Source organism: Streptomyces sp. NPDC000229, assembly GCF_040300825.1.
Lineage (GTDB): Bacteria > Actinomycetota > Actinomycetes > Streptomycetales > Streptomycetaceae > Streptomyces.
This window is the reverse complement of record NZ_JBEPEL010000006.1, coordinates 130,030-153,330: the sequence shown is the minus strand read 5'-3', so window position 1 is coordinate 153,330 and position 23,301 is coordinate 130,030. Positions and strand designations below refer to the sequence as shown.

Annotated in this window: 26 protein-coding genes and 1 pseudogene; 11 read left to right on the top strand and 16 right to left on the bottom strand. The window is 73.6% G+C overall.

Translation table 11 applies throughout. The features are described 5' to 3' along the window. Positions 1-121: 121 nt before the first annotated feature. Together ABT360_RS06085 and ABT360_RS06080 are read left to right on the top strand one after the other, a co-directional pair. Positions 122-1,015, top strand: a complete 894-nt coding sequence (locus ABT360_RS06085) for a hypothetical protein (protein ID WP_351811373.1) — start codon at positions 122-124, stop codon at positions 1,013-1,015. Between the two features lie 57 nt (positions 1,016-1,072). Further along, positions 1,073-2,551 carry a HEAT repeat domain-containing protein gene (locus ABT360_RS06080; protein WP_351811369.1) on the top strand — a complete coding sequence of 493 codons (1,479 nt, stop codon included), beginning with the start codon at positions 1,073-1,075 and terminating at the stop codon, positions 2,549-2,551. Between the two features lie 25 nt (positions 2,552-2,576). On the opposite strand, the gene ABT360_RS06075 is transcribed toward ABT360_RS06080, so the two are convergent. The 3 genes from ABT360_RS06075 to ABT360_RS06065 all read right to left on the bottom strand — a co-directional run bounded on the left by ABT360_RS06075 (position 2,577) and on the right by ABT360_RS06065 (position 4,506). Continuing rightward, on the bottom strand, positions 2,577-2,858 hold the full coding sequence (locus ABT360_RS06075) for a barstar family protein (RefSeq protein ID WP_351811462.1): 282 nt from the start codon (positions 2,856-2,858) through the stop codon (positions 2,577-2,579). Continuing rightward, on the bottom strand, positions 2,852-3,247 hold the full coding sequence (locus ABT360_RS06070; RefSeq protein WP_351811366.1) for a ribonuclease domain-containing protein: 396 nt from the start codon (positions 3,245-3,247) through the stop codon (positions 2,852-2,854). Before ABT360_RS06070 ends, ABT360_RS06075 begins: the two co-directional genes overlap by 7 nt. A 263-nt stretch (positions 3,248-3,510) precedes the next feature. Continuing rightward, positions 3,511-4,506: an ArsR/SmtB family transcription factor gene (locus ABT360_RS06065; RefSeq protein ID WP_351811364.1), complete on the bottom strand. Its 996-nt coding sequence runs from the start codon at positions 4,504-4,506 to the stop codon at positions 3,511-3,513. 120 nt (positions 4,507-4,626) lie between these two features. Here ABT360_RS06065 and ABT360_RS06060 point away from each other — a divergent pair, with 120 nt between their 5' ends. After that, the gene (locus tag ABT360_RS06060) at positions 4,627-5,886 is read left to right on the top strand and encodes an alpha/beta hydrolase (protein WP_351811361.1); all 1,260 of its coding nucleotides are present in this window, start codon (positions 4,627-4,629) and stop codon (positions 5,884-5,886) included. Here the strand turns inward: ABT360_RS06060 and ABT360_RS06055 are convergent. Both ABT360_RS06055 and ABT360_RS06050 read right to left on the bottom strand, forming a co-directional pair. Then, positions 5,883-6,818, bottom strand: coding sequence for an SDR family oxidoreductase (locus ABT360_RS06055; RefSeq protein WP_351811359.1), 936 nt, complete (start codon positions 6,816-6,818; stop codon positions 5,883-5,885). The two genes, ABT360_RS06060 and ABT360_RS06055, sit on opposite strands and share 4 nt — an antisense overlap. A gap of 1 nt (position 6,819) precedes the next feature. Continuing rightward, a complete protein-coding gene (locus ABT360_RS06050; protein WP_351811356.1) occupies positions 6,820-7,584 on the bottom strand; it encodes an SDR family oxidoreductase in 765 nt (254 codons plus the stop codon). Between the two features lie 66 nt (positions 7,585-7,650). Here ABT360_RS06050 and ABT360_RS06045 point away from each other — a divergent pair, with 66 nt between their 5' ends. Genes ABT360_RS06045 through ABT360_RS06030 form a run of 4 tightly spaced genes read left to right on the top strand, consistent with a single transcriptional unit; the run spans position 7,651 to position 11,031 of the window. After that, entirely contained in the window at positions 7,651-8,403 is a 753-nt protein-coding gene (locus ABT360_RS06045) for an enoyl-CoA hydratase family protein (protein ID WP_351811353.1), read from the top strand. Continuing rightward, a complete protein-coding gene (locus tag ABT360_RS06040) occupies positions 8,400-9,251 on the top strand; it encodes a CoA transferase subunit A (protein WP_351811350.1) in 852 nt (283 codons plus the stop codon). The genes ABT360_RS06045 and ABT360_RS06040 overlap by 4 nt, the downstream gene beginning before the upstream one ends. Beyond that, positions 9,230-9,970, top strand: coding sequence for a CoA-transferase subunit beta (locus ABT360_RS06035; protein ID WP_444852184.1), 741 nt, complete (start codon positions 9,230-9,232; stop codon positions 9,968-9,970). Before ABT360_RS06040 ends, ABT360_RS06035 begins: the two co-directional genes overlap by 22 nt. Further along, the gene (locus tag ABT360_RS06030) at positions 9,970-11,031 is read left to right on the top strand and encodes an NAD(P)H-dependent flavin oxidoreductase (RefSeq protein ID WP_351811343.1); all 1,062 of its coding nucleotides are present in this window, start codon (positions 9,970-9,972) and stop codon (positions 11,029-11,031) included. The genes ABT360_RS06035 and ABT360_RS06030 overlap by 1 nt, the downstream gene beginning before the upstream one ends. 147 nt (positions 11,032-11,178) lie before the next feature. Here ABT360_RS06030 and ABT360_RS06025 read toward each other — a convergent pair whose 3' ends face one another. The 5 genes from ABT360_RS06025 to ABT360_RS06005 form a co-directional block, all read right to left on the bottom strand. Next, the gene (locus ABT360_RS06025; RefSeq protein WP_351811340.1) at positions 11,179-12,795 is read right to left on the bottom strand and encodes a DEAD/DEAH box helicase; all 1,617 of its coding nucleotides are present in this window, start codon (positions 12,793-12,795) and stop codon (positions 11,179-11,181) included. A gap of 104 nt (positions 12,796-12,899) precedes the next feature. Beyond that, on the bottom strand, positions 12,900-13,103 hold the full coding sequence (locus ABT360_RS06020; protein WP_005318814.1) for a cold-shock protein: 204 nt from the start codon (positions 13,101-13,103) through the stop codon (positions 12,900-12,902). Positions 13,104-13,278: 175 nt separating this feature from the next. Then, positions 13,279-14,436 carry an acetyl-CoA C-acetyltransferase gene (locus tag ABT360_RS06015; protein WP_351811336.1) on the bottom strand — a complete coding sequence of 386 codons (1,158 nt, stop codon included), beginning with the start codon at positions 14,434-14,436 and terminating at the stop codon, positions 13,279-13,281. A gap of 10 nt (positions 14,437-14,446) precedes the next feature. Beyond that, the gene (locus ABT360_RS06010; RefSeq protein WP_351811333.1) at positions 14,447-15,067 is read right to left on the bottom strand and encodes a TetR/AcrR family transcriptional regulator; all 621 of its coding nucleotides are present in this window, start codon (positions 15,065-15,067) and stop codon (positions 14,447-14,449) included. Positions 15,068-15,082: 15 nt separating this feature from the next. Further along, positions 15,083-15,865, bottom strand: a complete 783-nt coding sequence (locus ABT360_RS06005) for an SDR family oxidoreductase (RefSeq protein ID WP_351811330.1) — start codon at positions 15,863-15,865, stop codon at positions 15,083-15,085. Between the two features lie 45 nt (positions 15,866-15,910). Here ABT360_RS06005 and ABT360_RS06000 point away from each other — a divergent pair, with 45 nt between their 5' ends. After that, positions 15,911-17,026 carry an acyl-CoA dehydrogenase family protein gene (locus ABT360_RS06000; protein ID WP_351811327.1) on the top strand — a complete coding sequence of 372 codons (1,116 nt, stop codon included), beginning with the start codon at positions 15,911-15,913 and terminating at the stop codon, positions 17,024-17,026. A 221-nt stretch (positions 17,027-17,247) separates the two neighbouring features. Here ABT360_RS06000 and ABT360_RS05995 read toward each other — a convergent pair whose 3' ends face one another. Further along, the gene (locus ABT360_RS05995) at positions 17,248-18,024 is read right to left on the bottom strand and encodes an MHYT domain-containing protein (RefSeq protein WP_351811324.1); all 777 of its coding nucleotides are present in this window, start codon (positions 18,022-18,024) and stop codon (positions 17,248-17,250) included. Between the two features lie 150 nt (positions 18,025-18,174). Here ABT360_RS05995 and ABT360_RS05990 point away from each other — a divergent pair, with 150 nt between their 5' ends. Continuing rightward, the gene (locus ABT360_RS05990; RefSeq protein ID WP_351811321.1) at positions 18,175-18,774 is read left to right on the top strand and encodes a class I SAM-dependent methyltransferase; all 600 of its coding nucleotides are present in this window, start codon (positions 18,175-18,177) and stop codon (positions 18,772-18,774) included. On the opposite strand, the pseudogene ABT360_RS05985 reads toward ABT360_RS05990, so the two are convergent. Then, positions 18,765-19,272: pseudogene (locus ABT360_RS05985) on the bottom strand (alpha/beta fold hydrolase). The gene ABT360_RS05990 and the pseudogene ABT360_RS05985 sit on opposite strands and share 10 nt — an antisense overlap. 102 nt (positions 19,273-19,374) lie before the next feature. On the opposite strand from ABT360_RS05985, the gene ABT360_RS05980 reads away from it, so the two are divergent. Both ABT360_RS05980 and ABT360_RS05975 read left to right on the top strand, forming a co-directional pair. Continuing rightward, a complete protein-coding gene (locus tag ABT360_RS05980) occupies positions 19,375-19,704 on the top strand; it encodes a hypothetical protein (protein ID WP_351811318.1) in 330 nt (109 codons plus the stop codon). A 133-nt stretch (positions 19,705-19,837) separates the two neighbouring features. Then, complete coding sequence (locus ABT360_RS05975) at positions 19,838-20,749, top strand: hypothetical protein (RefSeq protein WP_351811315.1); 912 nt, start codon at positions 19,838-19,840, stop codon at positions 20,747-20,749. A 19-nt stretch (positions 20,750-20,768) separates the two neighbouring features. Here the strand turns inward: ABT360_RS05975 and ABT360_RS05970 are convergent, their stop codons facing one another. The 4 genes from ABT360_RS05970 to ABT360_RS05955 all read right to left on the bottom strand — a co-directional run bounded on the left by ABT360_RS05970 (position 20,769) and on the right by ABT360_RS05955 (position 23,112). Next, positions 20,769-20,975, bottom strand: coding sequence for a hypothetical protein (locus ABT360_RS05970; RefSeq protein ID WP_351811312.1), 207 nt, complete (start codon positions 20,973-20,975; stop codon positions 20,769-20,771). Between the two features lie 59 nt (positions 20,976-21,034). Further along, complete coding sequence (locus ABT360_RS05965) at positions 21,035-21,577, bottom strand: MOSC domain-containing protein (RefSeq protein ID WP_351811309.1); 543 nt, start codon at positions 21,575-21,577, stop codon at positions 21,035-21,037. A 164-nt stretch (positions 21,578-21,741) separates the two neighbouring features. Further along, a complete protein-coding gene (locus tag ABT360_RS05960; protein ID WP_126885285.1) occupies positions 21,742-21,924 on the bottom strand; it encodes a hypothetical protein in 183 nt (60 codons plus the stop codon). An 87-nt stretch (positions 21,925-22,011) separates the two neighbouring features. Next, entirely contained in the window at positions 22,012-23,112 is a 1,101-nt protein-coding gene (locus tag ABT360_RS05955; RefSeq protein WP_351811306.1) for a fatty acid desaturase family protein, read from the bottom strand. Between the last annotated feature and the right edge of the window lie 189 nt (positions 23,113-23,301).

The window sequence follows — 23,301 nt, the reverse complement described above, 5'->3', positions numbered from 1 at the left end:
CGCCGCGGAGGCCCTCGCCCGGTCGCCCCGGCCGCATCCACCGGTGCCCCGGCGGCCCTCTGCGCCCGTGCTCGGGCCCTTACAGTGGAGGAAGGTCGACGTCGCACATGGGGGTAGGGACGTGGCGAACGGCAGTGAGGTCGTGCACGGCTACCCGCACCTCGACACCGTGCGGGCGGCGATCACGGCCCTGTACCGGCGGCTGACCCAGGAAGGGCTGTACGCGTACGCCAGCAGCGTCGCCCCCGCCGACGTGGCCTTCGCCGAGGACGACGACCTCCACCTGGGCGCACAGCGGGTGGCCCACGCGCTGGTGCAGCAGCTGCGGCTGCCGGACGCGCGGATGATCGTCGGTTTCCGGGAGATGACACACGCGGCGAGCGTCGAACTGGCGGCGGGCCCGGAGTACTTCATCGAGCTGAACGACCGGTTCCGTACGCACCGCCGGGACATCGGGGCGGCCCTCGCCCATGAGATCACCCATGTGCTGCTGCACCGGCTCGGCCTGGCCTTTCCCGGTACGCGGGACAACGAGATCCTGACGGACACCGTGACGACGTACCTCGGGGCCGGCTGGCTGCTGCTGGACGCGTACCGCGAGGACGGCGTGTCGAGCCAGAAGCTCGGGTATCTGACGCCGGAGGAGTTCGGGTACGTGCTGGCCAAGCGGGCGCTGGTGTTCGGGGAGGACCCCTCCCCGTGGTTCACCAGCCCCCAGGCGTACGTCGCGTACACCGACGGCCGGGCCCATGCGCTGCGCGACGGACAACAGCCCCCGCTGACCGCGGCGGGCTGGGCGGGCCGCCACCGCTACGCGAAGGACCGCCGCTACGCACGGGACCACCCCGGGGCCGCCACCGGGCTGCCGTACGCCTTCGAGAGCGACGGGCAGGACGCCGGGCTGCGCGTCTCGTTCCCGTGCCCCACCTGCCAGCAGCGCATCCGGGTCCCGGTACGGGGACGGGTGCGGGCCCGCTGCGGGCTGTGCCGGACGGTCCTGGAATGCGACACATAAGGCGCCCGGGACGATATCGACTTGGCGTGCGGGGCGCGGGCGGGTGAAGGTCGGACCATGACCAGCAAGGTGGAGGACCTTTTCGAAGCCGTCCACGGCGGGGACGAGGACGCGGTGGTACGGCTGTTGCGGGCGGGCGTCCCGGCCGAGGCGGCCGACGGGCTGGGCGCGACCGCCCTGTATCTGGCCTCGGTGAGCGATCACGTGGGGATCGTCCGGCTGCTGCTCGCCGCCGGCGCCGATCCCGGGCGGGGCAGCGGGGAGCGCGGCGGTGACCTGCCGTTGTGCGGCGCCGCGTGCGGTGGGCACACCGGCGTGGTGCGGGCGCTGCTCGCCGCCGGGGCGCGGCCGGACCAGCGCGAGGAGTTCGGGTTCACCGCGCTGGCGTGGGCGGTGCGGCAGGGGTTCGCCGACACCGTGGAGGCCCTGCTGGAGTACGGGGCCGACCCCGGCCTGCCCGGCCCGGCGCCCGGCGAGGAGGTGCCGCTGGTCGCCGCCGCCCGGCGCGGCTCGCCCTCGGTGGTGCGGGCGCTGCTGGCGCGTGGCGCGCCGGGCCTGGAGGACGCGCTGGGCGAGGCCCTGCGATGGGCCGGGGCGGATGTGGCGGAGGCGCTGCGGCGGGACCTGGCGGAGGCGTACGGGCCGGACGGGTACGAGGTCGTGACCCGGCGCGTGCCGGAGGACGGCGGGGTGACCGTCGTCGTGGAGCTGCTGCGCGACGGGGTGCCCGGCCCGGGCGCCGAACAGCAGACCGGCCACGCGGCGATCGCGACCCTCCTGGAGGCCGCGCTGGGCATCCGTACCGGCCACGAGGAGCTGGCCGGGCGGGCCCTGCGCTGCGGCGACCCCCGGCAGGACGACTGGACCGAGGCGGTGCGGGCGCTGTGCCTGCGCGCCGACGAGGAGACGTTCGGGGCGGCGGTCGCCTGGGCGGCGAGCGACGACCCGCTGCGGCGGGCCTTCGCGGCGGACGTCCTCGGCGGGCTCGGCTCCGACGGGGCGCGGGCGGTGCCGGTGTTGCGGGAGATGGCGCGGGAGGCGCGGGACGCGGAGCTGGTGACGGCCGTCGTGGGCGCGCTCGGGCGGCGCGGTGACCCGGCCGCGCTGCCGGAGGTCCTCCGGCACGCCGCGCACCCCGACGCCGGCGTGCGGCGCGGGGTCGCGGTCGCGCTCACCGGGCTGGTGCCCGCCGGCCACCGCGAGGGCGTGGAGGTGCTGATCGGACTGAGCCGCGACGCGGATCCCGGGGTGCGCGACTGGGCGACCCTGGCGCTCGCCGAGGTGCCGGACGACTCCCCCGCCCTCCGCGAGGCCCTGGCCGCCCGGTTGGACGACGCCGACGCCGACACGGCCGCCGAGGCCGCCCGCGGCCTGGCGAGGCGTCAGGACGACCGTGCCCTGGAGGCATTGGCGCGGATCCTGGGCAGCGAGGCGCCGGGGAGTTCGGCGCGCGACATCGCCGAGGGCGCCCTGGCACACGTACGGGACGAGCGCAACAGGCGGCGCCTGGAGCACACCCTGCCGCGCCGCCGCTGACCGCCCGGCCGCCCCGGGCGGGAGGTCAGCGCAGCCGGAGCGCGCCCGGCGCCCGTTCCTCCATGATCTCCACGAGCTCGTCGAAGAGCTCCGGCCCGAGGGCGCGGCGGGAGACGTCGTGGTCGCGCCACTCGATGGCGAAGTCGCCGCCCTCCGGCGTACCGAAACCGCCGCTCAGGCAGTCCGCGAACGCGTCGCGGTTGTGGCCGAAGTAGCCGCCGGGGCCGTTGACGGCTTCGCCGACGACCCGCCAGAAACCGGCCAGGGTGGTGACCCGGCGGCCCTCGATGACGTACACGCTCAGCAGTCGTGGTCGACGAGGTCGAAGGACTCGTAGTGGTCGGCGGTGTAGTAGTCCTCCCGGGCGGTGTCGCCGGTGACGATGCGGCGGGCGCCGCGGGTCTCGGAGCCGGGGGTGACGACCGTGTACTCGTGGTAGTACCCGGTGGTCCGGCTCGGCAGGATGCCTTCGCGGTTCTGGAAGACGGTGCCGTCCTGGGGGAAGGGATAGGGGCCGCCGGCCTCGATGAGGTCGAGGGTGTCGTGGGCCTGGGCGGGCAGCCGGGAGTAACAGATGTCCCCGACCGCCGTGATGGCGGTGGGTGCGGTCGGGGCCGCCGCGGCCGGTCCGGTGAAGAGCGTGGACAGCAGCGTGGCGGCAGCGCCGAGCAGGGTGAGGCGTGGGGGGATTCGCATACGCCGATGATGACGCGTGTAGATGTGAGCACGTCAACGCCAAGTGGCGCGAATTTCCCGGATGTTGACGTGCCCGACACTTACGGGGTGAGACGGTGAACGTCTCCCTCGTACGCCGTCTCCGTCACGCCCCCGTACACCGCACCGCCGCGGCCCGCTCCGTCGCCGCCTCGCGGATGAGGGCGGGCCCCACATGGGTGACCGGCAGGCGCCGTGCACCCGCGTCGCGGGCCGGCCGCCCGGTGTCCTCGGGTGCGGACACGTCACGCCGACCCGGAACGCTGTGTGCGCTGCCGCACGAGCAGGCCGCCCAGTGCGGTGCGCCGGTGCCGTACGGACTTCCCCTCGCGGACCGTGGTGATCAGGCCCGCGCCGCGCAGCGCGGCCGTGTGGGCGGACGCGGTGGCGTCGCTGACGCCTAGCCGCCGGGCGAGCCCGCCGGTGGTGTGCTGCTCCGCGAGGAGGAGCAGGATGTCGAGGCGGGTGCGGCCGAGGACCGCGGCCAGGGCGTCGTGCGTGCCGTCGGTGCCGGAGGGCAGGGGCGGCAGGCCCGGGCCGGCCGGGTAGGTCAGGCCGAGCGGGCCGCCGGGCGGATCCGCCAGGAGGGGGCGGCCGGTCCAGTGGAAGGTCGGCAGCAGGAGGAGGCCGCGGCCGTCCAGCTCGACGTCCCGCCCCCCCGGCGCCTCCCATTCCCACACCGCGTCATGCATCCGGCTGCCGGGAACGAGCTCGGTGAGTGCGGCGCCGAGGCCCCGCTCGGCCACGGTCAGCGCGTGGCGGGTGAACTCCGCCCGGTGCAGGTCCTGCACCGCGTTCCACACCGGGCGCAGCACGGTCTCGAACGCCGCGTGCTGGGCGCGGCACAGGAGCCACCAGGCACCGGCCTCGCCCCGGTGCAGGTCGCGGATCCATGGCGGGGCCGGCGCGGTGTGGTGGGCGTACACGCGCTCCAGCTCGGAGCGGACCAGGTCCGGGCGGGTCGTCCGGACGGTGTCCAGTGCGTCCTTCAGGCCGTCGTCGAACACGTCGAGGAAACGGGGCGCCACGGCCGCGGGGACCAGCTCCCCCAGCGGCCCGGCCGCCGCCGGCAGGGCGTGGAGCAGCCGCCGTCTCCAGCGGCCGAAGAGCAGGGCGCCGTCGGGGCGGGGCGCGGGGTGGAACATCGTCAGGAAGGCCGCGTTGAGCTCCTGGAGCGGGGCGGGCCGGGCGGAGAACCGCACACGGGAGAAGTCGGCGGCGGTGAAGTGGATCCGGATCACTACGCTCCCCGGCGGCGACGCGCCATCGTTTCGGGCAGAGCCTCAACGATCGCCCGGGTTCCCCGCCCGGCGCCAGCATGCGGGCACAGCTCACAGCGGACCACGCGCAAGGGGAGAGTCATGTTCGATGCCGGAATGGACCGGCGGACCGTCGCCAGGTCGGCCGCCGTGATGGCGGCCTCACTGCTGCTCGGGGGTACGGCACGGGCGACGGCGAGAGGCGATGTCACCATGAGGCTGCCCGCGCCGACCGGGCCGTACCGGATCGGTGTCACCACGCTGTACCTGGTCGACCGTGACCGGCGTGACCCGTGGGACCCCACGATTCCCGTACGGGAGCTGATGGTCACCGTCCTCTATCCGGCCCGTACGGTCCGGGGATGTCCGCGCGCACCACAGATGACCGAGCGCGCCGCGGAGTCGTTCGCCGGGCTCGTCCCCTTCCGTGTGCACCCGGAGTTGCCCAAGGCGGGCGTGGACTGGGCGGCCACCATGACGCACGCGCATGTGGGTGCGCCCGCGCAGCCCGTGCGGCGGCCGGTCGTGCTCTACAGCCCGGGCGGCGGCGACGCCCGCACCGTGGGCACCGGGGTCGCCGAGGAACTGGCGAGCCGGGGCCATGTGGTGGTGACCGTCGATCACCCGGGGGACGCCAGCGAGGTCGAGTTCCCCGTGACGACGGCGTACCGGGACAAGCCCCTCCTCTCGACCGTCTTCCGGGGCACCCCCCGGACGGACCCGGAGTTCTTCCGCGCCGTGATCGGCACTCGGGTCGCGGACATCCGGTTCGTCCTCGGCCAGTTGGCGGTCCTGGCGGCCGGGGGCAATCCCGATGCCGCGCGGCGCCCGCTGCCGGAGCACCTCGACCGGGCGCTGGACCTGCGCCGGGTGGGCGTCTACGGCCACTCGGCGGGCGGCACCACCGCGGCCCAGGCGCTGTACGAGGACCGCCGTATCGCCGCCGCGGTCGACCTGGAGGGCTACCTCGACCACCCGCCCGAGGTGCCCGGCCGGGCGGGCGAGCTGTTCCCGGTCGCCCGGTACGGGGTGGACCGGCCGCTGCTCCTGGTGCACACCGACGGCTTCTCCGACCGGCGGGGCCTGGAGTCCTCCTGGTCGGCCCTGCTCGCCCGCCCGGGCGGGCGGGTGCGGCGCCGGCGGCTCGACGACACCGGCCACGCCGTCTTCACCGACTACGCCGCCATGGCGCCCCAGTTGCAGGCAGCCGGACTGATGACCGCCGAGGAACGGGTCGGGCTGGTGGGTGCGCTGGACCCGGCCGAGTCGGTACCCGCCGTACGGGGCCTGGTGTGCGCGTTCTTCGCCCGGCACCTGCCCGTACGGGCCGACGGGGCCGACCCGGCCGACGGGCGGCGCTAGGGCGGGTCCGGGGCCGTCCCGTGCACCGGGAGAGGGGCCGTCGCCGAAGCAAGCAGCGCGCGGGCGGCCTCCCCCGCTTCGGCCGGGTTCCGGCGGGCGGGCTTCTCGGCGGTGGGGCCGGGGCGCCAGCCCTCCATGACGGTGATCCGGCCCGCCTCCGCCTCGAAGACCCGGCCGGTGACGCCCTCGCAGGCCGGGGAGCCGAGCCAGACGACGAGCGGGGAGACGTTCTCGGGGGCCATGGCGTCGAAGCCGTCGTCACGGGGGGCCGCCATGGTGGCGGCGAAGGTGCGCTCGGTCATCCGGGTACGGGCGGCCGGGGCGAGGGCGTTGACCTGGACGCCGTAGCGGGCGAGTTCGGCGGCCGCCACTAGGGTGAGGGCGAGGATGCCCGCCTTGGCAGCGGCGTAGTTGGCCTGGCCGACGCTGCCCAGCAGCCCCGCTCCGGAGCTGGTGTTGACGACCCGGGCCCTGGGCGGGCGGCCCGCCTTGGTCTCGGCGCGCCAGTGGCCGGCGGCGTATCTGAGGGGCAGGAAGTGGCCCTTGAGGTGGACGCGTACGACGGCGTCCCAGTCGTCCTCGTCCAGGTTGACGAGCATCCGGTCGCGCAGGAAGCCCGCGTTGTTGACGAGGGTGTCCAGCCGGCCGAAGGCGTCGAGGGCGGTGGCGACGAGGGAGGCGGCGCCCTCGGAGGTGGCGATGTCGCCGGCGTGCGCGACGGCTTCGCCGCCCGCGCCACGGATCTCCTCGGCCACCCGCTCGGCGGGGCTGTCGGCGGCGGGGGTGCCGTCGAGGCCGACGCCCAGGTCGTTGACGACGACGCGGGCGCCCTCGGCGGCGAAGGCGAGGGCGTGGGCGCGGCCGAGGCCCCGGCCGGCGCCGGTGACGGCGACGACGCGGCCCGCGCAGATTCCGGTGCCTTCTGCGGCCATGTCAAACCTCCTTGTTGGCGGTTGCGGCGTCCAGGAAGGCGGGGCGTTCGCCGCCGCCGTGGACGAGGAGCGACGCGCCGGTGATGTACGCGGCGCGGTCGGAGGCGAGGAAGACCGCAGCGTCGCCGAGGTCGGACGGCTCGGCGAGCCGCCCCAGCGGGACGGTGCGCGCGACCGCCGCGACGCCCGCGTCGTCGCCGTAGTGGCGGTGGGCCGACTCGGTGCGGACCATGCCGGGGACCAGTGTGTTCACCCGTACCTCCGGCGCCCACTCCACGGCCATCGACCGGGCGAGGTTGTCCAGGCCCGCCTTGGCCGCGCCGTACGCCGCCGTGCCGGGCGAGGGCCGCGTACCGCTCACGCTGCCGACCATGACGACCGAGCCGCGGGCGGCACGCAGGTGCTCGTACGCGGCGAGGGAAGCCGTCAGCGGGGCGAGCAGGTTGAGCTCCAGCACGCGCGCGTGCCGCTCGGCGGTCCCTTCCGCCAGGGGGCGGTACGGTGTGCCGCCCGCGTTGCTGACCAGGACGTCGAGGCGGCCGTGCGCGGCCACCACGTCCGTGAAGAGGCTCCGGACGGCGGCCGGTTCACGCAGGTCGACGGCGTGGTACCCGGCGCGCCGGCCGGCCGCTTCGACGGGTTCCGGCGGCGGGCGGCGGGCGCAGACCACGACGTGCGCGCCCGCCGCGAGGAACGCCCGGGCGATGCCCGCGCCGACGCCTCGGGTGCCACCGGTGACGACCGCGACTCTCCCGTCCAGCTCCATCCGCTGCTACCTTCCCGGGGGACAAGCACCTAACAAATGTTTGGTGGAAAGGTAGCTGATCCGCTCATGGGTGTCTCCACCACGAGCCCCGGCAAGGGCATCGCACTCGTCACCGTCGACTTCCCGCCCGTCAACGCCCTGCCCGTCCGCGGCTGGTACGAGCTCGCCGACGCCGTGCGCGCCGCCGGGCGCGATCCGGACGTCCGCTGCGTGGTGCTGGCGGCGGCCGGGCGGGGCTTCAACGCGGGAGTCGACATCAAGGAGTTGCAGCGCGACGCCCCCGACCGCCGAGCGCTGATCGGGGTGAACCGGGGCTGCGCGGAGGCGTTCTCGGCGGTGTACGAGTGCGAGGTGCCGGTCGTCGCGGCGGTGCACGGCTTCTGCCTCGGCGGCGGCATCGGGCTCGTCGGCAGCGCGGACGCGATCGTCGCCTGTGACGACGCGGCCTTCGGGTTGCCGGAGCTCGACCGGGGCGCGCTCGGCGCCGCCACCCACCTGGCCCGGCTGGTCCCCCAGCACCTGATGCGGGCGCTGTACTACACCTCGCGCACGGCCACCGCCGCCGAGCTGCACGCCCATGGGTCGGTGTGGCGGGTCGTGCCGTGCGACGGGCTGGCGGACGCCGCCCTGGAACTGGCGCGGGAGATCGCCCGCAAGGACGGCGGCCTGCTGCGGCTCGCCAAGGCCGCCATCAACGGCATCGACCCCGTCGACGTACGCCGCAGCTACCGCTTCGAGCAGGGCTTCACCTTCGAGGCGAGCCTGAGCGGGACCGCCGACCGCGTGCGCGGCACCTTCGGGAAGGAGGCGAGGCCGTGACCGACAAGACCATGACGCCCGACGAGGCCGTCGCGCGGCTGCGCAGCGGCATGACGATCGGGATCGGCGGCTGGGGCTCGCGACGCAAGCCCATGGCCCTGGTGAGAGCACTGCTCCGGTCCGGGATCACCGATCTCACGGTGATCTCGTACGGCGGCCCCGACGTCGGCCTCCTCGCCGCCGCCGGCCGCATCCGCCGGCTCGTCGCCGCGTTCGCCACCCTCGACTCGATCCCGCTGGAGCCGCACTTCCGGGCGGCCCGCGAACGCGGCGCCCTCGAACTGACGGAGCTCGACGAGGCGATGTTCATGTGGGGCCTGCACGCCGCCGCCCACCGGCTTCCCTTCCTGCCCGTCCGCGCGGGTCTCGGCTCCGACGTCATGAGGGTCAACCCCGCCCTCCGTACGGTGAGGTCCCCCTACGAGGACGGCGAGGAGTTCGCCGCCGTCCCCGCGCTGCGCATGGACGCCGCGCTCGTCCACGTCAACCGCGCCGACCGCCTGGGCAACGGCCAGTACCTGGGACCCGACCCCTACTTCGACGACCTGTTCTGCCAGGCCGCCGACACGGCGTACCTCTCGTGCGAGCGGCTCGTGGAGACGTCCGAGCTCACCAAGGGCGCCGCACCGCAGACGCTGCTCGTCCAGCGCCAGTACGTCACCGGCGTCGTCGAGACCCCCAACGGCGCCCACTTCACCTCCTGCGCCCCCGACCACGCGCGCGACGAGGCGTTCCAGAAGCTGTACGCGACGACCCCCTGGCCCGAGTTCGCCGACCGCTTCCTGTCGGGCGGCGACGAGCGCGCGTACCAGGCGGCCGTCCGGACATGGCGGGAGGAGGAGAAGTGACCGCGACCCGCGCGGAGTACTGCGTGATCGCGTGCGCCGAGGCCTGGCGGGGCGACGGTGAGGTCCTCGCCAGTCCCATGGGCCTGATCCCCTCCCTCGGCGCGCGCCTCGCCCGGCTCACCTTCTCCCCCGACCTGCTGCTCACCGACGGTGAGGCGATGCTCGTCCGCCCCGACGGCACGGTCGAGGGCTGGCTGCCCTACCGCCGCCACCTCGCCCTGGTCACCGGCGGCAGACGGCACGTGATGATGGGCGCGAGCCAGCTCGACCGGTACGGCAACCAGAACATCTCCTGCGTCGGCGACTGGGCCCGGCCCACCCGCCAGCTCCTGGGGGTGCGCGGCGCACCCGTCAACACCTTGAACAACCCGACCAGTTACTGGATCCCGCGTCACTCCCCCCGCGTCCTCGTCGAGCGCGTCGACATGGTGTGCGGGGTCGGCCACGACCGGGTCCCGCCCGGCGCCGCCCGTTACCACCGCGTCCCGCGCGTCGTCAGCGACCTCGGCGTCTTCGACTTCGCCACCCCCGACCGCTCCATGCGCCTGGCGTCCCTGCACCCGGGCGTCACCGTCGAGCAGGTCGTGGCGGCCACGGGTTTCGCGCTCACCGCCCCCGACGACGTCCCCTACACCCGCGAACCCACCGCCGACGAGCTCACGCTCATCCGCGAGGTCCTCGACCCGCACGGCACCCGCGACCGCGAGGTCAGCGCCTGATGGAAACGGCCCTCACCCGGCTCACCGGCGTCCGGTACCCCCTCGTCCAGACCGGCATGGGCTGGGTCGCCGGGCCGCGCCTGGTCACCGCCACCGCCCGCGCGGGCGCCCTCGGGATCCTCGCCTCCGCGACGATGACGACCGACGAGCTGCGGGCGGCGGTCCGGAAGGTGAAGTCCCGTACGGAGGCGCCGTTCGGCGTCAATCTGCGGGCGGACGCGGCCGATGCCCGCGAGCGGGTGCGGATCATCGTCGAGGAGGGGGTACGGGTCGCCTCGTTCGCCCTCGCGCCCTCGCGGGAGCTGATCGCCGAGCTGAAGGACGCGGGCGTGGTGGTCGTCCCGTCCGTCGGCGCCCGCCGCCACGCGGAGAAGGTCGCGGCGTGGGGCGCGGACGCGGTGGTCGTGCAGGGCGCGGAGGGCGGCGGGCACACCGGCGAGGTGGCGACTTCCGTCCTGCTGCCGCAGGTCGTGGACGCGGTGGACATCCCGGTCGTCGCGGCGGGCGGGTTCCACGACGGGCGCGGGCTGGTGGCGGCTCTCGCGTACGGCGCGGCGGGCATCGCCATGGGCACCCGGTTCCTGCTCACCTCCGACTCGCCCGTCCCCGATCCGGTGAAGGCCGCCTATCTGGCGGCGACGGTCAAGGACGTCGCGGTGACGAGAGCCGTCGACGGTCTGCCGCACCGCATGCTCCGTACCGACCTGGTGGCCTCCCTCGAACGGGCGGGCCGTGTCCGGGCGTTGGCGGAGGCGGTCCGGCGGGCGGCACGGTTCCGGAAGCTGTCGGGACTGTCGTGGGCGCGGCTGGTCCGGGACGGACGCGCCATGAAGCACGGCAGGGACCTGTCCTGGAGCCAGGTCCTGCTCGCCGCCAACACACCGGTGCTCCTGCGCGCGTCCATGGTCGAGGGCCGCACCGATCTGGGCGTGATGGCCTCGGGGCAGGTGGCCGGGGTGATCGAGGACCTCCCGAGCTGCGAGGCCCTCGTCCTGCGCGTCATGTCCGAGGCACAGCACGTGCTCCGTTCCCTGCCCCCACCCGAAGGAGTCGGGCCATGACCATCTGGACGCCTCGCCGACGGCTTGGTCGAGGTGCCGGAGGTGTACGGGGTCCGTCCCGGTGGGTGACCGCCGGGCCGGGCCCGGACCACCGCACACCGGCGGCGCTCCGGGCCCAGCCCGCGGGCTGAGGCAGGGACCGAGCCGCTAGGCGGCGGTGCGGCGTCCGCCGCGGCCGGCGGGGCGGCCCGTGCCGCCGCCCTGACCGCTGCCCGTGGCGGGGCGGCCGCGGCGGCGGGAGGCTCCGGCCTGGGTGCTCGCGGCTCCGGCCGTGGCGGCGGTGCCGGAGCCGGCGCCCTGGCCGCTGCGGCGGGGACGGCGGCGCCGGCCGGGCTTGCCCGAGGTCTGCGAGGCGGGCTGGGCCTGCTGCGGGACCTCGATGGTGACCGGTGTGCCGGACGGCTCGCGGGCGCCGGTGAGCCGGGCCAGCTCCTCGTCGGACGACTTCACGCGGGCGGTGTGCGGCGTGATGCCCGCGTGGGACATCAGGCGGCTCATCTCACGCTTCTGCTCGGGCAGGACGAGCGTGACGACGCTGCCGGACTCGCCGGCGCGGGCGGTGCGGCCGCCGCGGTGCAGGTAGTCCTTGTGGTCGGTGGGCGGGTCGACGTTGACGACGAGGTCGAGGTCGTCGACGTGGATGCCGCGGGCCGCCACATTGGTCGCCACGAGCGCGGTGACCTGGCCGTTCTTGAACTGGTCCAGGGTCCGGTTGCGCTGCGGCTGCGAGCGGCCGCCGTGCAGGCCCGCGGCGCGTACGCCGCTGGCGAGGAGCCGCTTGACCAGCCGGTCCACCGAGCGCTTGGTGTCCAGGAACATGATCACCCGGCCGTCGCGGGCCGCGATGCGGGCGGTGACGGCCTTCTTGTCGGTCTCGTCGGCGACGTACAGGAGGTGGTGCTCCATCGTGGAGACCGCGCCCGCCGACGGGTCGACCGAGTGCACGACGGGGTCGGTGAGGAACATCCGCACCAGCCGGTCGATGTTCTTGTCGAGCGTGGCGGAGAACAGCATGCGCTGGCCGTCGGTCTCGACCTGCTTCAGCAGCGCGGTGACCTGCGGGAGAAAGCCCATGTCGGCCATCTGGTCGGCCTCGTCCAGGACGGTGACCGACACCTGGTCGAGCCGGCAGTCGCCGCGTTCGATCAGGTCCTTGAGGCGCCCGGGGGTGGCGACCAGGATCTCGGCGCCGCGGCGCAGCGCGCCCGCCTGCCGGCTGATCGACATGCCGCCGACGACGGTGGCGATCCGCAGCTGCACGGAGGTCGCGTACGGGGTGAGGGCGTCGGTCACCTGCTGCGCGAGCTCGCGCGTGGGGACCAGGACCATCCCGAGGGGGGCCTTCGGCTCGGCGCGCCGGCCGGCCGTGCGGGCGAGCAGGGCGAGACCGAAGGCGAGGGTCTTGCCGGAGCCGGTGCGGCCGCGGCCGAGTATGTCGCGGCCTGCGAGGGAGTTCGGCAGGGTCGCGGCCTGGATCGGGAACGGCTCGGTGACGCCCTGGGCGGTGAGCGTCTTGAGGAGGGCGGCCGGCATGTCGAGGTCGTCGAAGGCCGCGACCGGGGGCAGCGCGGGGGTGGCGGTCTCCGGCAGGGTGAATTCGCGCGGGGGCGCGAGGGGGGCGCGGTTGCCCGTGCTGCGGGCGGGCGCCTTGCCGTTTCCGGCCGTCCTGCCGCTTCCGGAGCCGTTTCCGGAGCGCGCGGCATTCACGTTGCCGGCCTTCGCGGGGCGCTTACGGGCGGGGCGTTCGGGTCGAGTCGTCGTCATACATTGCCTTCCTTGGGCCTGAGCACAGCGCAAGCCGGGACCCGCACCAGCGAGTGCATGGTGCGGGTCCCGGCTGCGAGATACCGGTGATGCGTAACCGGTGATCAGGCGGGGAGGATGTTCTCCGCCTGCGGGCCCTTCTGGCCCTGCGTGACGTCGAAGGTCACCTTCTGGCCTTCCTGGAGCTCACGGAAGCCCGAGGTGGCGATGTTGGAGTAGTGGGCGAAGACGTCGGCGCCGCCGCCGTCCTGCTCGATGAAGCCGAAGCCCTTTTCCGAGTTGAACCACTTCACGGTACCGGTGGCCATAATTATCTCCTGATGGTGTCGGGGCCCCATCCGGAGAAAGCCGGTAAAACAATAATGCGCCTGAGGAACATTCCCGTCAGGCGCACATAAAGTTCATGGGTACCAAAACTGCAACGTGAACAACCGTAGCACACCATCCCGGCGGCCCGATCGCAACAGGGCACGCCCTGGTCCGCTACAGCCTTTCGATGATCGTCACGTTCGCCTGGCCGCCGCCCTCGCACATGGTCTGGAGCCCGAACCGGCCGCCGGTGCGCTCCAGTTCGTGCAGGAGCGTGGTCATCAGGCGGACGCCCGTGGCGCCGAGAGGGTGGCCGAGCGCGATGGCGCCGCCGTTGACGTTCACACGGTCGGGGTCGGCGCCGGTCTCGGCCAGCCAGGCGAGGACGACGGGGGCGAAGGCCTCGTTGATCTCGACGAGGTCGAGGTCGTCGATGGTCATGGCCGTCTTCTTCAGGGCGTGCGCGGTGGCCGGTATGGGGGCCGTCAGCATGCGGATGGGGTCCTCGCCGCGTACCGACAGGTGGTGGATACGGGCCCGGGGCGTCAGGCCGTGCGCGGCGACGGCCCGCTCGCTCGCCAGCAGCATGGCCGCCGCGCCGTCGGAGACCTGGGAGGAGCAGGCGGCGGTGATGGTGCCGCCCTCCAGGACGGGCTTCAGCCCGGCCATCTTCTCCCGGCTCGTGTCCCGACGCGGGCCCTCGTCCGCCTCGACCGTGCCGTACGCCACCGTCTCGCGGGCGAAACGCCCTTCGTCGAGGGCGCGGACCGCCCGCCGATGCGACGTGAGGGCGTACTCCTCCTGGTCGGCCCGGGTGATGCCCCACTGCCGGGCGATCGTCTCGGCACCCGCGAACTGGTTGACCGGGGCGTCGCCGTACCGGGCCCGCCAGCCCTCCGAGCCGGCGAAGGGGCCCTGGTCGAGGCCCAGTGGCACGGCGGCCTGCCGGGAGGCGTAGGCGATCGGGACCATGGTCATGTTCTGCGTGCCGCCCGCCACGACCAGGTCCTGGGTGCCGGACATGACCGCCTGGGCGGCGAAGTGCACGGCCTGCTGGGAGGAGCCGCACTGCCGGTCGACGGTGACGCCCGGCACCTCCTCCGGCAGCCCGGCCGCCAGCCATGCCGTGCGGGCGATGTCGCCGGCCTGCGGGCCGACGGTGTCCAGGCAGCCGAACACGACGTCGTCGACGGCGGCCGGGTCGACGCCCGCGCGGTCGACCAGCGCCTTCAGGACGTGGGCGCCCAGGTCGGCGGGGTGGGCGGTGCCGAGCCCGCCTCCGCGCCGGCCGACGGGGGTGCGTACCGCTTCGACGATGTAGGCCTCGGCCATCACATCTCCTTCAGGTTCGTACGGCGATCCCGTCCAGCACCATCGACAGGTACTGGCGGGCGATCTCCTCCGGGCTGTGCAGGCCGCCGGGCCGGTACCAGGACGCCGCCACCCACACGGTGTCGCGCACGAACCGGTAGGTGAGGCGGACGTCCAGGTCGGCGCGGAAGGCCTTGGCGGCGACGCCGCGCTCCAGCGTCCCGAGCCACGCCTTCTCGAACTTCACCTGGGAGTCGGAGAGGTACTGGAAGCGCGGCTGGGTGGCGAGCTGGCGCCATTCCTTCTGGTAGATCGCGACGGCGGCGCGGTGGCGGTCGATCTCGCGGAACGATTCGGTGACGAGCGCCTCGATGGTCTCGCGCGGCCCGAGCCCGGCGGCGAGGACGGTGTCGTACCCGGTCCACAGTTCGTCGAGGAAGTCGGAGAGGATCTCGTCGACCATCGATTCCTTGGAATCGAAGTGGTAGTAGAGGCTGCCGGCGAGCATGCCGGCCTCGTCGGCGATCTTCCGTACGGTGGTGGCGTTGTACCCGTGCGCGGCGAACACCTCGGCCGCGGTGGCGAGGAGTTCGGCGCGCCGCTCGGGGGCGGGGGTGGTCACCTGGGGCTTCTTCTGGTTCGGCTTCGGCACGGGGACATTGTGGGCCTAGGCGTGCTGGCTGCTGACGGAGACGGTCTCGCCGGTCATGTAGGAGGCGTAGCCGCTGGCGAGGAAGACGATGACGTTGGCGACCTCCCAGGGCTCGGCGTACCGCCCGAAGGCCTCGCGCGCGGTCAGTTCCTCCAGCAGTTCGGCGGAGGTGACCTTCACCAGGTGCGGGTGCATCGCGAGGCTCGGCGCGACGGCGTTGACGCGGACGCCGTACGGGGCGGCTTCGAGCGCCGCGCAGCGGGTGAGGGCCATCACGCCCGCCTTGGCGGCGGCGTAGTGGGCCTGCCCGGCCTGGGCGCGCCAGCCGACGACGGAGGCGTTGTTGACGACGACGCCGCCGCCCCGCTGGTCGCGCAGCAGCCCGAGCGCCGCCCTGGTGCAGCGGAAGGTGCCGGTGAGGGTCACGTCGAGGACGCGGCTCCACTGCTCGTCGGTCATGTCGGCGAGGTGCGCGGTGCCGCCGAGACCGGCGTTGTTGACGACCACGTCGAGGCCGCCGTGGAGCCGTACCGCTTCCCTGAACAGGGCCTGGACCTGGCTCTCCTCGGTGACGTCGCAGGGCAGGGCGGCGACGGCCGGGGTCCCGAACTCTTCCGCGAGCGCCCGCTCGGTCTCCTTCAGGCGGCGGGTGTGGGCGTCGCTGATGAGCACCCGTGCGCCTTCCTCCAGGAAGCGGCGTGCGGTGGCGCCGCCGATCCCGGCTCCCGCGGCGGCGGTGATCACGGCGGTACGTCCGGCCAGCAGGCCGTGAGCAGGGACGTACTCGACGCTCTTCATGGCCGTACGCTAACCTGCCAAACGCTTGTTAGGGAAGGGAGCGCCATGGACGAGTCCCTCGAAGCCTTCCGGGCCGGGGCCCGCGCCTGGCTGGCCGCCCACGTACCGCCCGAGCCGCTGCCGTCCCTGGAGACGGCGGAGGGCTTCGAGGCGCACCGCGCCTGGGAGGCGGAGCTGCACGCGGGCGGCTGGTCGGTGGTCGACTGGCCCGAGCGGTACGGCGGGCGGGGCGTGGACCTGTTCCACTGGCTGGCGTTCGAGGAGGAGTACTGGGCGGCGGGCGCGCCCGGCCGGGTCTCGCAGAACGGCATCAGCCTCCTCGCCCCGACCCTCTTCGACCATGGCACCGAGGAGCAGCGGACCCGGGTCCTGCCGCCCATGGCGAGTGGGGGGACCGTGTGGGCGCAGGCCTGGTCCGAGCCGGAGGCCGGTTCCGACCTGGCCTCCCTGCGTTCCCGGGCGGAGCGCACGGACGGCGGCTGGCTGCTGTACGGGCTGAAGACGTGGTCGTCACGGGCCGCGTTCGCCGACCGCGCGTTCGGGATCTTCCGTACGGATCCGGCGGCGGCCCGGCCGCACCAGGGCCTGACGTACCTGATGTTCGGGCTGCGCGGGCCGGGGGTGACCGTGCGGCCGATTCCGCGGCTGGACGGCAGACCGGCGTTCGCCGAGTTGTTCCTGGACGGGGTGTTCGTGCCGGACGAGGACGTGATCGGCGCCCCCGGCGACGGCTGGCGGATCGCGATGGCGGCGACCGGCAACGAGCGGGGCCTGATGCTGCGCTCCCCCGGCCGCTTCCTGGCGGCCGCCGACCGGCTGGTGCGGCTGTGGCGGGAGCGTGGGCGGGACCCTGCCGTACGCGACCGGGTGGCGGACGCGGTGATCGGGGCGCGGGCGTACCAGCTGTTCACGGAGCTCGCCGCGTCCGCCGGCCCCGGGACGGGCGCCGCGTCCAGCCTGAACAAGGTGTTCTGGTCCGAGTACGACATCGCCGTGCACGAGACGGCGCTCGAACTGCTCGGGCCGGAGGGCGAGTTCGACGGGGCGTGGTCGGAGGGGTACACCTTCGCGCTGGCCGGGCCGATCTACGCGGGGACGAACGAGATCCAGCGGGACATCATCGCCGAGCGGCTGCTCGGACTGCCGAAGGGCCGCCGCTGATGCGCCTGTGCCTGACGGACGAGCAGCGGGACTTCGCCCGGTCGCTGGACGCGATGCTGACCGCGTCGGACACCCCGTCGGTGGTGCGGGCGTGGGCGGCCGGGGAACACCAAGGGTGCCTCCTCGTTCGGGCTGCGGCCGCGGGGCTGCGGGCCGGCTGCTGCTGGTGGGCGCGGTCATGGCGATCAGGAGGCTGCCCGAGGGGGTCGCCCTGGGTCGTGTCAGCGGGCTGTCACCGGTTCGGTGGGCCGTCCGGCCGACGCGTACTCGGCGCGCTCGCGGGCCGTCGGGGAGAGCGCGACGAACGCGGAGGTGAGGAAGAGGTACGACCCGAGGCCGACGGCGAGCGGGAAGATGAACTGCATCGCCGTGGCCCCGGACAGCTCGCCCGCCGAGGGCACGACATCGACCCGGACGGCCAGCATGCCGGTGTAGTGCATGCTGCTGACGGCGGCTCCCATGACCAGGGAGGCGACCGTGACCGCGAGGGGCGAGGTGATGTTGAGGGCCGCCCACAGGGCGGCGGTGGCGGCCACGACCGCGATGAGGACGGACAGCACGACGAGGGGCGGGTCGTAGCGGATCGTGCCGTTCAGGCGCAGGGCGGCCATGCCGAGGTAGTGCATGCTGGCGACGCCGAGGCCGGTGGTGAGCCCGCCGAGCAGCAGGCCCCGGACGCGGTCGCGGGCGTATCCGACGGCGAAGACACCGCCGCCCACGACGAGCATCGCGACGACCAGGCTGAAGACGGTCAGCGGCACGTCGTAGCGGATGTCGGTACCGGTCACCGCGAAGCCGAGCATGGCGACGAAGTGCATGGTCCAGATGCCGGTGCCGATGGCGGACGCGGCGGTGAGCAGCCAGTTGCGGCGGGAGGGTCCGGTCGCTTCGAGCGCGCGTACGGTGCAGCGCAGACCGAGGGCGGCGCCGATGCAGGCCATCGCGTACGACAGCACGGGGGTCAGCCAGCCGAAGGCGGCGTGGTCCAGGTGTCCCATGGCCCAGGGACGCTAGACCGGTCGGGGGCGCACGTGCGGTGCGCATTTCGAAAGCAGACGGAATATGACAGAGAGAGGTGCTTGAACGATCGTGTCAGGCTCGAACGAGTGCACCGTACGGCAGGTGGCGGTGTGAGGGATCATGTCCGTATGGCCGACGACCACGCACAGGTGCAGGAGTTCTTCACGGCCCGCGCGGCGGACTGGGACGCGCGGTTCCCCGATGACGGTCCGGCGTACGCCGCCGCCGTCGCGGAGATCGGGCTGAGCCCCGGCGATGCGGTGCTCGACGCGGGCTGCGGCACCGGCCGGGCCCTACCGCCCCTGCGCGAGGCCGTGGGCCCTGAGGGCACGGTGATCGGCCTGGATCTCACGCCCGCCATGCTGGCAGCCGCGGCACGGGCCGGACGGGACGGCAGCGGGGCCTTGATGCTCGCCGACGTGGGGCGGCTGCCGTTGCGTGACGGCGTGCTCGACGCGGTGTTCGGGGCGGGGCTCGTCTCGCACCTGCCCCGGCCGGCCGAGGATCTGCGGGAGCTGGCCCGGGTCGTACGACCGGGTGGGCGGCTGGCTCTCTTCCACCCGGTCGGCCGCGCGGCGCTGGCCGCCCGCCAGGGGCGGCAGATCACCGGTGACGATCTGCGCGCCGAGCGGAACCTGCGCCCGCTGCTGGCCGATTCGGGCTGGCACTTGGCCACGTACGTGGACGAGGACGATCGTTTCCTTGCCCTCGCGGTACGTCAGGACTGACGGCCCGAGCGCAGGTGTGCGGCCCGATCCGGCTCCTCGGCGGCGACCGCCCGTACGAACGCGGCCGTGTTGTCGAACATGACGTTGTGCCCGGCGCCCGGGAGGTCACGACGCGCACGCCCGCCGCCACCAGCTCGTCCCGGCCCGGCAGTGCACCGCTGTGCCCCCCTGGAGGTAGACCCGGTCCACGCGCGTGTCGATGAGAACCCGCGATACCGCTGCTGCCGACGGTCGGTGGAGGGTTCGGGTCGAGGTTGCCCTCGGTGATCACCAGCCGGCTCACCAGCTCGGGGCGGCGGTGGGTCAGCACGATGGCCACCGCGCCGCCCGTGCAAAGAGCGACCAGCGGCCGGCCAGGTCCGGGTGGGCGGCCGCATGGGCGTGGTAGACGCTGCTCAGGGCCCCGAGCCCGTGCACGTACACCCGCGCCGGCCCCTCCCCTGCCGCCTCCGTCCAGCGGATCATGCTGCCCTTGCCGTCGAATCGGGCCTGTCGCACCCTCGCCCTCCCCTTCTGCGGTCGGCCGTCCGACTCTACGTTGGAGGTTCAGAGTCGGAAGACCGGCGGTGAACACCGCCACGCAGCGGGAAGGTGGGCCCGGTGTCCAACAGACTCCGCACGTTCTTCAACTTCTTCAGGTCGTCCTTCGGGTCCGCCGGGGGCCCCGCGTCGGGGAGGGAGAGCGCGGGCGGGTCAGGACGGCCCAGCACTCGTCAGCACAACATCTTCGAGGCCGCCGCGGCCTATGTGGCCGCGTGTGCGGACGACGACCAGGACAGGATCGACGAGGCGGCGGGCTGGGTGTCGCCCGAAGCCCTCTCGTTCGGGGTGAGCGAACTGGCGTGCCGGGCGGTCATCGCCCTCGCCCGCGAGCGCGACGAGTCCCCGCAGACCGTGGCCCGGAGCCTGCTGGGCCTGCCGGCCGCCTGAACATTCATAAGCGTCGTCCTCGGGCCGTTATCGGGTCGTCACAGCGCCGTCATCGTCCGGGACGACGGGACCCTCGACGTCAGGGTTACTCGCTGGTTAAGGTGCGCCGACGAACTTCGGGAGGGAGACGGCCATGGCCGGGACGGAACCGGTGGACGTCGGCGACGTGGAGGACGACGCACTGTACGTGCTGACCGCCGTGCTGCTGACGCCCGCGCAGTTCCCGAGCCTGCTCGGCGACGACTATCCCGAGGCGTGCGCGGCGCTCGGGCTGGAACCGTACGCGGAGGGGTACGGGCTGGTGCTCGGCCAGGACGGCGAAGGGGCCAGGTGGACCGTCGTCGTGGACGACGTTTCGCTGGTCGCGGTGGCGATCGCCTCATGGGACTGCGGCATGGAGTACGACCTGTCTCCCGACGAACGCAGTGTCGTCGTGGCCCTGCCGGGCTGGCCCCTCTCCCTCGCGGTCGCCGCACCGCACGTGCCCCCGCCGCACGACCCGGAGACCGCACCCGGGGAGCGCCGGCCGCTGACGCCGCCGGACCCCAGGCAGTGGGGGCCGGCGCAACGCCGGATGGGCGCGGACGAGGTCGCCCTCCAGTGGGCGGCCTGGCGGGAGCAACTCGGTGAGGACGACTTCGCCAGGCCCGCGGACGCCGGTCCCGCCCGTGCGGAGCGGCAGTCGGCGGACGAACGGACAGCGGCCGGACACGCGCCCGCTGGGCGGTCGCCGGACGAGCAGCCGTCCGGGGCATCCGGGGAGCAGGCGGACGACGGGCACGGCCCCCTGCGGCGTGTTCTGGCCGAGCTCCGGGCGTACCTGGAGGAGCCGCCCCCGCCGGGTCGGGTCCGGTCGGCATTCGCTCCGGGCGGGGCACGGACCCTGCGGGCGGACGGGCCCGGCTGGTCGGTGGTGGCCAGGACGGACGACATCGCCTTCGTCCTCCTGGACGAGATCCCCCGCGAGGTACTGCCGATCGGCCGCGGGCCGAACCTGCCCGCTCTGCTGGCCGCCCTCGACTCCATGGCGGTCCGTCCGGCCTGACGAGGCGGCCGGCGATACGTCAGCCGCTGGGTTCCTCGGGGGCGCCGTCCTCCGCCGCGTTCTCCGGCGCATCCTCCGCGGGCGTCCGCTCCCGGTCGTCGGCGTCCTCCGTCTCGGACAGGTCCGCGTCCCAGTGGTCCGGTCCGCTGCCCGCCTGTTCGTCGGGCAGGTCCCTCGGCACGCCGGGGCCGCCTTCGCCCGCGCCCTCGAGCCGCTTGTCGTCCATGGTGTCTCCCTCCGGCCTTCCCGGCCTTCCGGCCGAGCGGGTACCCAGGGAAGCGCTGCTCAGACCCGCTCGAGCGGGCGGTGCGGACCGTCCGGGAGTTCGATCGTGACCGTATCGCCCGGTCGTACCGGTCCCCCGGTCCTCACGATGCCCATGACCCCGGCCTTGCGGACGACGGCGCCCGTCTCGTCGCGCCCGACGACCTGCTTGAGGAGGCCGTCCTGGAAGGCGTCGATCTGCGCGCAGGGATTGCGCAGGCCGGTGACTTCGACGACCGCTTCCGTGCCTATGTGCAGCAGCGCGCCGGTGGGCAGTCCCAGCAGGTCGACACCCCGTGTGGTGATGTTCTCGCCAAGGTCGCCGGGCCGGACGGTGAAGCCCTTCTCGGCCACTTCCTCGAACAGTTCCTCGTGGATGAGGTGCACCTGCCGGAGGTTGGGTTGCGTCGGGTCCTGCGCCACGCGGGAGCGGTGTTTGACCGTGACGCCCGCGTGCACGTCCCCCTCCACTCCGAGCCCGGCCAGCAGGGTGATATCCGGCCGGTTCGGCTTGGTGAACGAATATTCCCCGTTGCTGCTGACCGCTGTGACCGTTCCGCCCATGGTGCGAGGCCCCCCCTCACTGTCGTGGCGGCGCCAGTGCCGGTCCGCCCTGCCAGTGCCAGTCTGTCGTGGCAGTGCCAGTCGATCTGCCGCGCCGACCAGCAATGATCCCTGCGTCCCGGCCGTCCGGAACGCCGGGCACCCCGCGGCCGGTCAGCGGTCTGTCAGCGGCCGAGCTCCTTGCGGCTGACCCGGCGCAGCCGGCGCCGCTGGCCCGGGTCCAGTGCCAGGTACGCGACGGCGGGGACGCCGATCAGCACCAGCAGGGACATCCAGAATCCGATCAGCGGCCAGAGGAGAAGGCCCACGGCCACTCCCCCGATGACGATCTTCGTCCTTGTCGACATGTTCGACGCCTCCTTCACGGCCGGCGAAACGGCCGCTTCCTGATCTGTGAACGCGTGATCGAGCGTGCCGGTTCCGGGATCCGCCGCTCAGGCCGTGCGGAGCGGGCTGCCGACCTGGTGCAGATGGCCCAGCGCCTGGCGGTAGGAGTCGACCAGCCCCGTCTCCGTGTACCGGATACCCAGCGAGCGGCAGTGGGCACGCACCGCGGGCTGCGCGAGCCGCAGGTGGGGGCGCGGCATGCTGGGGAAGAGGTGGTGCTCGACCTGGTAGTTCAGGCCGCCCAGGAGCCAGTCGGTGAGCACGGCACCGCGGATGTTGCGGGAAGTGAGCACCTGGCGGCGCAGGTGGCCCCAGGGCTCGCCGTCCGGGTCGGGCACTTCCATGCCCTTGTGGTTGGGCGCGAAGGCCATACCCAGGTGGAGACCGAGCAGCATCTGGTGGATCAGCGCGAAGACGACGGCCTGGCCCACCGGCATGGTGGTCAGCAGCAGGGTCGCATAACCGGCGACATGGGCGAACAGCAGACCGCCCTCGAGCGCGCGCTCGCGCGGCGTCTGGAGCGGTCCGTCCTTGGAGAACAGCGCCTGGAAGCCGTACACCTTGAGGGCGAGGCCTTCGAGAGTGGTGAGCGGAAAGAACAGCCACGCCTGGTGGCGGGCCAGCCAGCCGCGGAACCCGGTGCGTCCCACCGCCTGGTGCTGGTTGAAGACGAGGACGTCCGGAGCGACGTCCGGATCCTTCTCCTCGTGGTTCGGGTTGGCATGGTGCCGGTTGTGCTTGTCGTTCCACCACTCCTGGCTCATCCCGAGCAGCAGATTGGCGTGCAGCAACTGGATGAGCCGGTTCCTGCCCCTGTCGGCGCTGATCTGCGAGTGACCGGCGTCGTGCCCGAAGAAGGCCGCCCGGGCGGAGAACACCGCCAGGGGGACGGCCAGCAGCAGAGACCACCAGGAATGCCCGAACAGCACCAGGCCGACGGCGACCGCCGTCAGGGCGAGCAGGTTCACTGCGATACCGGACGCATACCAGCCGGCACGCCGCTCCAGAAGCCCCTGGTCCTTGATCGTACGGAGCAGGGGGGCGAACTCGCTTCGGGAGCCGTGTCCCTTCCGCTCCGCCGTGCCACCGAGGACTGCGGGGGGGCCGGCAGGGGCGGGGAGGGTCAAGGCAGAGGTGGCCTGGGGCATGGCTTCTCCGAGTCTGATGAGGTCTCGTGCGCAGACGTGCGCCGACCTGATGAACGTACGGATGAGCAGTAGCCCAGAGCCATGGCACCACCACCCCGAAGCGGGGTGGGGCTTCCCAGGGTACTGGGGTGGTGCTGGCTGCACCCTGGGCGCGAAGTGGGCTATGTCACGGCACATTCGCTCTCGCCA